Origin of the sequence: Hyphomicrobium sp. (assembly GCF_036833075.1) — a bacterium.
In the GTDB taxonomy this organism is placed as follows: domain Bacteria; phylum Pseudomonadota; class Alphaproteobacteria; order Rhizobiales; family Hyphomicrobiaceae; genus Hyphomicrobium_C.
This window is the reverse complement of record NZ_DAITQL010000004.1, coordinates 106,810-118,968: the sequence shown is the minus strand read 5'-3', so window position 1 is coordinate 118,968 and position 12,159 is coordinate 106,810. Positions and strand designations below refer to the sequence as shown.

General features: G+C 66.9%; 10 protein-coding genes. 1 reads left to right on the top strand and 9 read right to left on the bottom strand.

Annotation, left to right across the window (positions count from 1 at the left end):
• Positions 1 to 820 (top strand): AAA family ATPase (locus tag V7082_RS02825; RefSeq protein ID WP_334146100.1); only part of this gene is annotated, 820 nt, incomplete at its 5' end.
• On the opposite strand, the gene trhO is transcribed toward V7082_RS02825, so the two are convergent.
• The 9 genes from trhO to V7082_RS02780 all read right to left on the bottom strand — a co-directional run bounded on the left by trhO (position 810) and on the right by V7082_RS02780 (position 12,098).
• Complete coding sequence (trhO, locus tag V7082_RS02820) at positions 810 to 1,691, bottom strand: oxygen-dependent tRNA uridine(34) hydroxylase TrhO (RefSeq protein WP_334146099.1); 882 nt, start codon at positions 1,689 to 1,691, stop codon at positions 810 to 812. The genes V7082_RS02825 and trhO overlap by 11 nt on opposite strands.
• Entirely contained in the window at positions 1,682 to 2,662 is a 981-nt protein-coding gene (gene pip, locus V7082_RS02815) for a prolyl aminopeptidase (protein WP_334146098.1), read from the bottom strand. Before pip ends, trhO begins: the two co-directional genes overlap by 10 nt.
• Before the next feature lie 23 nt (positions 2,663 to 2,685).
• Entirely contained in the window at positions 2,686 to 5,124 is a 2,439-nt protein-coding gene (gyrB, locus tag V7082_RS02810) for a DNA topoisomerase (ATP-hydrolyzing) subunit B (RefSeq protein ID WP_334146097.1), read from the bottom strand.
• A gap of 163 nt (positions 5,125 to 5,287) precedes the next feature.
• Positions 5,288 to 6,502 (bottom strand): DNA replication/repair protein RecF, encoded by a 1,215-nt coding sequence (recF, locus tag V7082_RS02805; RefSeq protein ID WP_442909747.1) that lies wholly within the window; start codon positions 6,500 to 6,502, stop codon positions 5,288 to 5,290.
• A gap of 234 nt (positions 6,503 to 6,736) precedes the next feature.
• Positions 6,737 to 7,855, bottom strand: coding sequence for a DNA polymerase III subunit beta (dnaN, locus tag V7082_RS02800; RefSeq protein WP_334146096.1), 1,119 nt, complete (start codon positions 7,853 to 7,855; stop codon positions 6,737 to 6,739).
• A 360-nt stretch (positions 7,856 to 8,215) separates the two neighbouring features.
• Positions 8,216 to 9,703: a chromosomal replication initiator protein DnaA gene (gene dnaA, locus V7082_RS02795; protein ID WP_334146102.1), complete on the bottom strand. Its 1,488-nt coding sequence runs from the start codon at positions 9,701 to 9,703 to the stop codon at positions 8,216 to 8,218.
• Positions 9,704 to 9,905: 202 nt separating this feature from the next.
• On the bottom strand, positions 9,906 to 10,343 hold the full coding sequence (locus V7082_RS02790) for a rhodanese-like domain-containing protein (RefSeq protein ID WP_334146095.1): 438 nt from the start codon (positions 10,341 to 10,343) through the stop codon (positions 9,906 to 9,908).
• 664 nt (positions 10,344 to 11,007) lie between these two features.
• On the bottom strand, positions 11,008 to 11,271 hold the full coding sequence (gene rpsT / locus V7082_RS02785) for a 30S ribosomal protein S20 (RefSeq protein ID WP_334146094.1): 264 nt from the start codon (positions 11,269 to 11,271) through the stop codon (positions 11,008 to 11,010).
• A 272-nt stretch (positions 11,272 to 11,543) separates the two neighbouring features.
• Positions 11,544 to 12,098, bottom strand: coding sequence for a thioredoxin family protein (locus tag V7082_RS02780; protein WP_334146093.1), 555 nt, complete (start codon positions 12,096 to 12,098; stop codon positions 11,544 to 11,546).
• Between the last annotated feature and the right edge of the window lie 61 nt (positions 12,099 to 12,159).

The window sequence follows — 12,159 nt, the reverse complement described above, 5'->3', positions numbered from 1 at the left end:
CGCCGACACGGGCGGCGGCCTGCCGATGCTCGACATCCCCGGCATGCCGGGCGGGTCGATCGGCGCCGTCAATCTCGGCGACATCTTCGGCAAGATGATGGGGGGGCGCACGAAGCCGCGGCGCATCACGGTCAAGGACAGCCACCTGCTGCTGATCGCCGAGGAAAGCGACAAGCTGATCGACAACGAGCAGATCACGAGCGAGGCCATTCGCTCGGTCGAGAACAACGGCATCGTGTTTCTCGACGAGATCGACAAGATCTGCTCGCGCGGCGAGACGGGGGGGCGCTCGGGCGGGGAGGTTTCGCGCGAGGGCGTGCAGCGCGACCTCCTGCCGCTGATCGAGGGCACCAGCGTCTCCACCAAGTACGGGCCCGTAAAGACGGACCACGTGCTGTTCATCGCCTCGGGAGCGTTCCATGTGGCAAAGCCCGCCGACCTCCTGCCGGAGTTGCAGGGGCGGCTGCCGATCCGCGTCGAGCTCCAGGCGCTGACGCGCGAGGACTTCCGCCGCATCCTGACCGAGCCCGAGGCAAGCCTCATCAAGCAGTACACCGCCCTGATGGCGACCGAGGGCCTCACCCTCACCTTCACGGAGGATGCCATCGACGCGCTCGCGGATACGGCCGTGCTGGTCAACTCCACGGTCGAGAACATCGGCGCACGGCGGCTGCAGACGGTGATGGAGCGCGTGCTCGACGAGATTTCCTTCGAGGCCTCGGACCGCACCGGCGAGACCCAGACCGTCGATGCGTCCTACGTGACGAGCCGCGTCGGCGCGCTCGCCAAGAACGCCGACCTGTCGAAGTTCATCCTCTGACGAAGGGTGGCGCCGTCCGCCCTGCGGGATGGCTTGCGCCGTCGGCGGCCGTATCATCGCCGCCGCGATGCTGCGGCTCCTCCGCTGCGGGACACCTCGGGCAGTGCGGGACGTCGGCGGCCATCGGGGTGCCGCACCGCCGGCAGATGACGTGCGAACCGACCGTCACGCCGTGCCCGAGGGCGACGCGCTCATCGAAGACGAAGCATTCGCCTTGCCACAGGCTCGCCTCCGGCGGGACCGTCTCCAGGTATTTGAGGATGCCGCCTTCGAGGTGATAGACCTCCGGGAAGCCCTGCGCGAGCATGTAAGCTGAGGCCTTCTCGCAGCGGATGCCGCCGGTGCAGAACATGGCGACGCGCTTGTGGCGCGCAGGGTCGAGGTGGGCCGCGACGAAATCCGGGAAATCGGTAAAAGAGCGCGTCACGGGGTCGATGGCGCCCTTGAAGGTGCCGACGCCGACCTCATAGGCGTTGCGCGTGTCGAGGACGAGCACCTCGGGATCGGAGATCAGCGCGTTCCAGTGCTCCGGCTTGACGTAGGTTCCGACGCGACGCGTGGGATCCGCCTCGGGCCGGCGCAGCGTCACGATCTCGCGCTTGAGCCTCACTTTGAGGCGGCCGAACGGGACCTCGTCCGCAAAGGACTCCTTGCTCACGAGATCAGCGAAACGCGGGTCGGCGCGCAGATGCGACAGCAGCCGGCGGATGCCCGCGTCGGGGCCGGCCACGGTGGCGTTGATGCCTTCGGGCGCAACCAGGATCGTGCCCCTGAGGCCGAAGGTGCGCGCATGGCCGAGCAATTCCCCGCGCAAGGCTGGCGGATCGTCGATGGCGACGAACTTGTAAAAAGCCGTGACGGTTACGGGCATCGGGTTCGGAGCGGTTTCTCTCTCGGCGCGAGCGTCTCGACCGCGCGCTTCATGGCCTCGAAGACGCCCGGGTCGGTCATGGCATGGCCGGCGGCCGGCACGATCTCGAGACGAGAGCCCGGCCAGCGCTTGGCGATCTCGTAGGCGGCCCGCGGCGGACAGAGCAGGTCGTAGCGACCCTGTACAATCACGCCCGGAATGGCGCCGAGACGGGAGGCGCCGTCCAGCAGCGCGTTCGGCCGCAAGAAGAAGTGGTTGGCAATGTAATGGGCTTCGACGATCGGCGTCGGCGGAACGCGTCCCGTGGCGGGGAGCGTGTCCGGCAGCACGCTTGTGGCGGGTGCAAACTCCGAAAGCGCCCGCTCGAACCCAAGCCATTGGCGCGCGGCCGGATCGCGGCACGCGGGATCGCCGCTCGTTAGGCGCGCGACATAGGACTTGAGCGGATCGGCGCGCTCGGCCTCCGGAAGCGCGGCGACGAAGTTCTCGTAAAGGTCCGGCCGCAATTGCGACGGTGCGCGGCGGAAGGCCCAGTCGACCTCGGCGTCGGTGCCGAGGAACACGGCGCGCAGGACGAGCCCGGAGACGCGCTCGGGATGGGTCTCGGCATAGGCGAGCGCCAGCGTCGAGCCCCACGAGCCGCCGACGACCAGCATGCTCTCGAAGCCGAAATGCTCGCGGATGCGCTCGATGTCGGCGACGAGGTGCTGGGTCGTGTTGGCGTGCGTTGAAAGGTAGGGATGGCTTCGGCCGGCGCCGCGCTGGTCGAACAGCACGGCGTGGAAGCGCTCGGGATCGAACAGGCTCCTGTGGCTGTGCTGTGCGCCGCTGCCCGGGCCGCCATGCAGGAAGAGCGCGGGAACAGCGCCGCGCGTTCCGACCTCCTCGACGTAGAGCCAATGCCCGTCGCCGACGGAGAGCATGATGGCGTCGAGCGGTCTTGGCACCTCGGCCGGGGTGTGCGTCGTCATGGGTTCCGGTGCGCGTCCACGGTCTAGACGTCCAGATTGGCGACGGTCAGCGCATTCTCCTGGATGAACTCGCGGCGCGGCTCGACCACATCGCCCATCAGCTTGGAGAAGATCTCATCGACCTCGGACACGTCGCCGATCTTGACCTGCAGAAGCGTGCGCGCATCGCGGTCGAGCGTGGTCTCCCACAGCTGCTCGGGGTTCATCTCGCCCAAGCCTTTGTAGCGCTGCAGCGAGAGGCCCTTGCGGCCGGCCTCGTAGATGGCGTCGAGCAGTGCGCGGGGGCCGTGAATGGTCAGCGTCTCGGTCTTGCGGCGCAGCTTGGTGCCGAGACCGTAGACCTCGGAGAGATGCTTGCGCTTCTCGTTCAGGCGCCGCGCGTCGAGGGACGCCAGCAACGCGCGGTCGAGGGCGTGGACCTCGGTGACGCCGCGCACCTCGCGGCGGAAGAGGAAGCCGTCGTTGCCGTAGCTGCCGGACCAGCCCTTCTCCGTCTCCTCGGCGACCTCGTTCAGGCGCGCGGCGACGGTTGCGGCGGCAGCATTGGCGGAGGCGGCCGACTGAAGCAGCGCGGGATCGAAGGCGCCGGCGATGGCCGCCTGCTCGACGACCGCACGCGCGTAGCGCGAATGCAGCTGATCGATGAGGCCGACGATGCCGCGCGCCTGATCGACGATGTCGCGCAGGTCCTTGCCGGCGCGCTCCTCGCCGCCGGCGACGAGCACGTTGTCCTCGAGACCGCTGTCGATCAGATAGTCCTCGAGCGCGCGCTGGTCCTTGAGGTAGGTGCTGCTCTTGCCGCGCTGGACTTTGTAGAGCGGCGGCTGGGCGATGTAGACGTGGCCCTTCTCCACCAGCTCGGACATCTGGCGATAGAAGAACGTCAGCAGCAGCGTGCGGATGTGGGCGCCGTCCACGTCGGCGTCCGTCATGATGATGATCTTGTGGTAGCGCAGCTTGCCGAGATCGAAGTCGTCGCGGATGCCGGTGCCGAGGGCGCCGATGATGTTGGTCACCTGCTCGGAGGAGAGCATCTTGTCGATGCGCGCGCGCTCGACGTTGAGGATCTTGCCGCGGATCGGCAGCACGGCCTGATACTCGCGCTTGCGGCCCTGCTTGGCGGAGCCGCCGGCCGAGTCACCCTCGACGATGAAGAGCTCGGTGTTGGCCGGGTCGCGGTCCTGGCACTCGGCGAGGCCGCCGGGGAGCCGCAGGCCGTCGAGCGCGCTCTTCCTGCGCGTCAGCTCGCGCGCCTTGCGCGCCGCCTCGCGCGCGAGCGCCGCCTCGACGATCTTACCGACGATGGCCTTCGCCTCCTTCGGGTGCTCCTCGAACCAGGCCATCAGCGTCTCGGCGACCACGCTCTCGACCACCGGCTTCACCTCGGACGAGACCAGCTTATCCTTGGTCTGGCTCGAGAACTTGGGGTCGGGAACCTTGACCGAGAGCACGCACGTGAGCCCTTCGCGGGCGTCCTCGCCCGAGAGGTCCACCTTCTCCTTCTTGGCGATGCCGCTGTCGGTGGCGTACTTGTTGATGACGCGCGTCAGCGCGGCGCGGAAGCCCGCGAGATGCGTGCCGCCGTCGCGCTGCGGGATGTTGTTGGTGAAGCACAGCACGTTCTCATGGTAGCTGTCGTTCCACCACAGCGCGACCTCGACGCTCACGCGGTCCTTGTCGGCGCGGATCATGATCGGCTCGGGGATCAGCGCCTGCTTCGAACGGTCGAGAAAGCGCACGAACGCGGACGTGCCGCCGTCGTAGAGGAACTCCTCGCGCTTCACATCGGCATGACGGGCATCCGTCAACACGACCCTGGCGCCGGAGTTCAGGAACGCCAGCTCGCGCAGGCGATGCTCGAGCGTCGCGTAGTCGAACTCGACCTTCGAGAAGGTCACCGGGCTCGGCAGGAACGTGACCTCGGTGCCGCGGTTGTCGCCGGCATCGCCGACGACTTTCAGGGGGCCCGCCGCAGCGCCGTCGCGGAACTCGATCACATGCTCCTTGCCCTCGCGCCAGATGCGGGCGCGCAGCCATGTCGAAAGCGCGTTGACGACCGAGACGCCGACGCCGTGCAGACCGCCCGAGACCTTGTAGGAGTTCTGGTCGAACTTGCCGCCCGCGTGCAGCTCGGTGAACACGATCTCGGCGGCGGAGCGCTTCGGATCGTGATCGTCGTCCTGCTTGATGCCGGTCGGAATGCCGCGGCCGTCGTCGCGCACGGTGCACGAGCCGTCCGGGTTCAACGTCACCTCGCAGACCTTGGCGTGGCCGGCCAGCACCTCGTCGATGGCGTTGTCGACCACCTCGTAGATCATGTGATGCAGGCCCGAGCCGTCATCGGTATCGCCGATGTACATGCCGGGGCGCTTGCGCACCGCCTCGAGGCCCTTCAGCATCTTGATGCTATCGGCGCCGTAATCGTCGGGCGCGGGTATCTTCCTGGCGGGCTGAGCGCTCATTCGGGGCCTGTGGCTGCGTTTTCTGCTGGTTAAAACAAAGTCTACCATAAGGCGCGGGACAACGGCGCAAAAAAGCGTGCCGCATGCGCTCTGACGCACGCTTATTTTTCTTGTTGGATCAATACATTATCTGAGCCGGCCAGCAAGGGTCCGCGGCGGCCGATCACGCCGCGTCCGATCGCGTCACCCTGCCGTCCCGGACGCGCCAGAACTGCGCCTTTCCGGAGAGGCTCGCGAAGGACTGACTGTCGGTCCCCGTCATCCATGCCTGCGTGCCGAGGCGCAGCAGCTCGTCGAACAGGGCCGCGCGGCGGTCGGCATCGAGATGGGCCGTCACCTCGTCGAGCAGCAGCAGCGGCGCCAGGCCGTCTCGGCGGGCCGCGACCAGCTCGGCGTGGGCGAGCAGGAGGCCCATCAGGAGCGCTTTCTGCTCGCCGGTGGACGAATGCCTGGCGAGCGTCGCCTTGGGGCCATGGGTGACGACGAGATCGCTCCTGTGCGGCCCGTCGAGCGCCCGGCCGGCGGCGCGGTCGCGGTCGCGGACCTCGCTGAGGCGCCGTGCATAGGCGTCCTCGACATCGATGGCGGCGCGATGGGCGAGATCCTGGTCGATGGCGCCCTCGAGGCGGACATCGCTCCACGGAAACGGGCTTTCGGGATCGCGGACGCGACGGGCGTCAATGAGGGAGCGGAGCGCCGCCACCGCTTCGGCGCGGGCGGCGGCCATGGCCACGCCCATCTCGGCCATGACGATCTCGAGCCCGTCGAGCTGGGCACTTCGCGTCACGCCGTCGGAGAGCAGACGATTGCGCTGCGCCATGGCGCGCTCGAAGCGGCCGGCGCGCGTGCGGTGACCGGAATCGAAGCAGACGATCAGGCGGTCGAGAAAACGGCGGCGCTCGGAGGCAGGGCCGGTGAAGAGCCCATCCGTCGCCGGCGTGACCCAGACCATCTCCACGTAGTCGCCGAGGGCGCCGGAGCCGGTCCTGGTTTCGCCGTCGATGCGCACGATGCGGCCCGAAGCGCGCTCGCCGTTGGGCTCGGCTGCCGACTGACCGGTGCCGATGGTGACGGGGCCGATGGCGGTATGCACGCGGGCCGAGACCGACCAGCTTCCGTCTCCCGCGGCGTGCGCGAGATCGGCGAGCGGGGCCTGGCGCAGGCCCTGGCCGGGCGCCAGCAGCGAGACGGCCTCGAGCACGTTGGTCTTGCCGGAGCCATTGGGGCCGGTCAGCACGACCGGCTCGGGCGCAAGCTCGAGGGTGAGCGACGGGTAGCTGCGGAAGTGCGTCAGCGTCAGCCGCTCGACCCAGAGGCGGGGCGCGGCTTGCGGCGCTGAGGTCGCGTCATGTTCGGTGGCGGACGCCAAGCGTTGCATCTCTTTCGTTCGACCGATGCCGTCCCGCGCCGTTAGACGTGTCTGGATCCCGGCCTCCGCCGGGATGACGTTTATTTGGCGGACGGGTAGATCCTTAAACTCCGTCACACCGGCGGAGGCCGGTGCCCAGATACGTTTGCCGGATGTCACCGCCCCGCGATCCCTCAACGCGTTCCGGTAGGCAGAGCCTTACCCAGCGCTCTATCCTGGACGAGACGGGCAAAAGCAACGGCGCTAAACGCGCATGGGCATCAGGACGTAGAGCGCGCTCTGGTCCTCGGCGCCGCGGATCATGGTCGGCGAGCCGGGATCGGCCAAGAGGAAGCGGGCCTCCTCACCTTCGAGCTGACCGGCGATGTCCAGGAGATACTTGGCGTTGAAGCCGATCTCGAGCGGGCTTGCGGCATAGGTGACGGCGATCTCCTCGGTGGCGCTGCCGCCTTCGGGGTTGTTGACCGACAGCACGAGCTTGCCGTTCGAGAGGTTGAGCTTCACGGCGCGCCCGCGCTCGCTCGCGATCGTCGACACGCGGTCCACGGCGCTCATGAAGTCGGCGTTGGCGACGCGCATCTCCTTGTCGTTCGCCTGCGGGATGACGCGCCCGTAATCGGGGAAGGTGCCGTCGATCAGCTTCGAGGTCAGCGTCACCGACCCGATCGCGAAGCGCACCTTGGAGGTCGACACGCCGACGCTCACGGCCTCCGCACTTTCCTCGATCAGACGAAAGAGCTCGTGGACCGTCTTCCTGGGGATGATCACGCCGGGCATCCCCTCGGCGCCCTGAGGACGCGGTAGCTCGGCTTGCGCGAGGCGATGGCCGTCGGTCGCGACGGCGCGCAGCATCGGCGCCTTGCCGGTCTCGGCGATGTGGAAATAGATGCCGTTGAGGTAGTAGCGCGTCTCCTCGGTCGAGATGGCAAAGCGCGTCTTGTCGATCAGGCGCTTCAGGTCCTTGGCTGCGACCTCGAAGGTGTGGCCGAGGTCTCCGGCGTTGAGATCGGGAAAGTCCTCGGGTCCGAGCGTCTGCAGCGCGAAGCGCGCCTGTCCGGCGGCGAGCGTCAGGCGCTCCTTCTCGGCGTCGCGGCGAATATCGACCTGGGTGCCGTCGGGGAGCTTGCGCACGATGTCGTGCAGGATGTGAGCGGGCACGGTGACGGCGCCGGGCTGAGCGACCTCGGCGCGGACCTCCTCGATCACCTCGCGCTCGAGATCGGTTGCCTTCAACTCCAGCGCCTGGCCTGACGCCTTCAGGAGAACGTTGGAGAGAATGGGAATCGTCGTCCGGCGCTCGACGACGCTCGTCACGTGTCCGAGCGCCCTCAGAAGTTCCCCGCGTTCGATCACAAGCCGCATCGGTCGCCTCGAAGTTCGCGATCCTGCTCCGGAGCGGAGCGGGAAACCGCAGATGGAACAAATGGTAGGCCCGTCCGTCCTCCAACAGCCGGAGGGATGAAGAACTCAGCTCTCGTATTGGATGGAAGTCCTGGCGTGCGAGCCACAACTTGCCCTGATCGGGCGCCCGATTTCAAGGGGGCGGGGCGGTCTTTGGGCGCTTTCGCGCCTTCCCTCCGGCGGTTTTCGCAGCTCCACCCCCAAAGACTTCGGGAGCGGCATCGCTGGATACCGCTCCCGCCCCGCTTGGGCATGGCGCCGATCTCCCTCGTCACGCCATGCCCGTTGCTCGAACTCTCAATTCTATCAGTCGATTGCCCCTCAATGACTGATCAGCTTCTTCAATTCGTCGATCTCGTCTCGCAGGTTCGCGTCGCCGGCGATGACGTTCTCGATCTTGCGGATCGCGTGCAGCACTGTGGTGTGGTCGCGGTTGCCGAAGCGGCGGCCGATCTCGGGCAGCGAGCGGTGGGTCAGCTGCTTGGCGAGGTACATGCCGATCTGGCGCGGCCAGACCACCGAGCGATGCCGGCGCTGCGAGAGCAGATCGCCTTTCGAGACGCCGAAGTGGCGCGAGACGATGCGCAGGATGTCCTCGATCTTGATGCGGCGCGGCTCGACGCCCTGGAAGAGGTCGCGCACGACGGTCTCGGCGATGTCGGGCGTGACAGGGGCGCGCATGTGCTGCCATGTGAGGTAGAGGCGGTTCACCGCGCCCTCGAGCTCGCGGCCGCTTTCCGTCAGCCGGCTGGCCAGGATCTCGACCACCTCGCGCGAGAGATCGAAGCTCGGATCGGCGGCGCGCTTCTCGGCAAGACGCTGGTCGAGCACGCGGTGGCGCAGCTCGTGGTCGAACCCGCCGATCTCAGCCACCAGGCCGCGCTGCAGGCGCGAGCGCATGCGCTCGTTGAGCCGCTCGATCTGCGCGGGATGGCGGGCAGACGCCACCACGACCTGACGCCCGCCGTCGAGGAGCGCGTTGATGATGTGATCGAACTCCTGCTCGGTCTTCTCGCCCTGCATGAACTCGAGATCATCGATCAGGAGCATATTGATGCCGCGGAACTTCTCCTTGAAGGAGAGCGGATCCTGCGCGCGCAGCGCCTCGACGAACTGGTAGCGAAAGCGCTCGGCCGTGAGATAGAGCACCTGCGCGTTCTCGGCGCGCCGTTTCACCTCCCAGGCGATGGCCTGCAGGAGGTGCGTCTTGCCGAGGCCGACCGACGAATAGAGGTAGAGCGGATTGAAGGCCGGGCTGTCCGTCAGGACCGTCTCGGCGACCTGGACCGCACCGGCGTGGGCCATGCGGTTCGAGGTTCCGACGACGAAATTTTCGAAGGTGTGATGCGGGTCGAGGGGCGAGCCTTCGAACCCGCCGATGCTGGTGCGACCGGCGATCGGGCGCATCACGGGGCTGCGGGCCGGCTCGGCGGCACCGAGCGCTCCCAGGGCCCTGGGCTCGGCCGCGGCCTCGCGCGACTTCGTTGCGGGCTCCGCGTCGCGGGCCATCTGACGGGCGACCCCGGCGCCGGGCTGGCGGACCGAGACGACGACCTCCTCGGCGGACTTGAACTCCGCCCGACAGCAGGTCAGCAGCTCATCCATGTAGTGGGACTGGATCCACTTGCGCAGAAACACGACCGGCACCGAGACCCTCACGGTCTTGCCGTCGAACTCGTCGAACTCGAGGGCCTTGAACCAGCTCGCGTAGATGTCCTCGCCGAGCTGCGAGCGCAGCATCGCGCGCACCTTGGCGCCCGCCCCGTCCGCGACGCGGCTGTCGCCTCCCTTGGCCTCGGCGGCTTCCATGCCGGCCGGCTTGCCGTTGACCGCATAATCGCCCGACGGCGCCCGCCCGATGCGATCGGGTGACGTATAGGACAGCTCCGCTTTCGAGATGGCTTGCATTATCTTGTACCCCGCACTTTGTTGCATCCGCCTTCGGAAAGGCAGATCTTCCAGAGCCGCGCCCGTTCGCCCAAACGAGCCCGACCAGTCCCTTCGCGACGGCCTATCCCTGCCGCCAGGGCAATCCGGCTGCTTTCCAGCCCGCGACCCGCCCCCTTTTTCCGGTGGCGTCGAGAGGTCCCTCGAAGCCATCGGCCACGTTGCGGCAGCGCGTATAGCCCGCGCCCGCCATGGCAGCCGCAGCCGCACGGCTGCGTCCCCCCGACCGGCACACGAAGAACAGCTCAGCATCCTTCGCGACACCGGCCCCTTCGAGCAGCCTGCTCAACGTGCCCACGAACTCGGGAGTGACCCGGTTATCGGGAAACGTCTGCCACTCGATGGTCACCACACGCCTGTCGAGCGTGCTCAGATCGGGAAGTCCGACAAAGGTCCATTCCGCTCGCGTCCGCACATCGACCAGAACAGCCCCTGCGTCAGCCTTGAGGTGCGTCCACGTCTCCGCGACTGGGACATCCTCGATATTGACGCGATCGGCCAACCCTTTAGCCCTCGTCTTCCCACCGATCGGACCGGGTTGCTGGGCCCGAGCCGACACAGTTAACGCAAGTAAAGACCAGTATTGGCTCAGTAAAGACCGTTTCGCATTCCACAGGCCCTGTGGAATATATTTACTTAACTGAAATACTGAAGAAAATCAGGACGATGCTGCACTGACAATCCTGAGTCCGGGCGGGGTGCTACTGAAACATTACAGCAAGACCAACCCCCGCCGTGGTGACGGGGATCTTTTTAACGGGTCGGTAACCTTTTATCAAGCGGCGCAACGGGTGGAGAAGGGACCCAAGGGCAGCGGGACGAGCGGTGGGTGCAACGTGGAAAACTTGAGTCCTCTCCACAAGCGCGGTGAGGAAACTCATTGAGGGCAAAGCCAATTCACAAAAAGATGCCGGCCGCCGGTTTGAAATTGCGGCTTTCCTGTGGCGCGCGGGGAAAGGCCACTTTTTTGTTTGGTGCGGGGGCGCGGGCTCGGGGCGAGCGGGAGGCGCGAGGGAGGGCGGCATCGGGACACCCTCAAGAATCCGTCACTTAGGAAGCCGAAGGGAAGGTCCGCGATTCCATCGCGCGGCCTTCCCTGTGGCGAACAGAACACACTCTCGTGATTGACGGTTCAAAATTCAAAAGAGTGTTGGAGAACGTCGGGCTCAGGCCATCGCCTTGATGCGGTGCGCGAGGCGCGACACCTTGCGGGCGGCCGTCTTGCGATGCATGACACCCTTCTGGGCGGTGCGGACGAGCGAGGGCTCAGCCGATTTCAGTGCCTGAGCGGCAGCGGCCTTGTCTCCCGAGGCAATGGCTTCCTCGACCTTGCGAACTTGCGTCTTCACGGCCGAACGGCGGTTCTTGTTGACGTCCGTGCGGCGCACCATCTGGCGCGTGGCTTTCTTTGCCGACTTCGTATTGGCCATCCAAACTATCCTTCTCTTCGGGCCACCGGATCAAGGGATGGCGCCATGACAGTGTTATGACGTGCTGACATTCGTGTCCGCGATGACGCGCCCGCGATCCGACCCGGCTTCGCCCCGCCCCAAGGCGGGCCAGCGCATCCCGGCTCTCCGAACGCACGCTCCAATGCGTCGACCGCCCGAAACAGGCGTTCCGAGCGGCACTAGAGCGGGTCTATAGCGGCGGGAGCCGCCCGCGGTCAACGGATTTGGCCGGTTTCACCCCGGGCGGGCCGTCAGGCGTCCTTCCATTTGATCGAGCAGCCCATGGAGGGCACCTGGTGCTCGGGGCCGCGGCCCATCCTGGCCACGGCCGTCATGGCCTCGACGAGCTCGCGACGGGCGCCGGCCGGGCCGGGATTGCGGCCGCTCTCGTCCAGCCGTCCCCGGTATTGCAGGGCGAGATCACGGTTAAAGCCGAAGAAGTCCGGCGTGCAGACGGCGCCGTAGCGGTGCGCGACCTCCTGGCTTTCATCGTAGAGGTAGGGGAAGGGAAAGCGGTGAGCCTCGGCGGCCTCCTTCATGCGCGGGAAGCTGTCCTCGGGGTAGGCCGATGCATCGTTCGAGGAAATCGCGACCGACGCGATCCCGAGCGCGGCCAGATCCTTCGTGTCGCGGACCAGCCGGTCGAGGATCGCCTGCACGTAGGGACAGTGGTTGCAGATGAACATCACCAGGGTCCCGTTGGGTCCCTTGAGCTCATCCAGCGTATAGGTTCTGCCGTCGGTGGCCGGCAGGCGGAAGTGCGGCGCCGTCCAGCCGAAGTCGCACAGGGGCGTGGTTTCCGCCATGGCGAGATCTCTCCAAGTCTCCGTGTCCAAGGCCGCCCGTCGCCCACCCTGCGACTCCCCT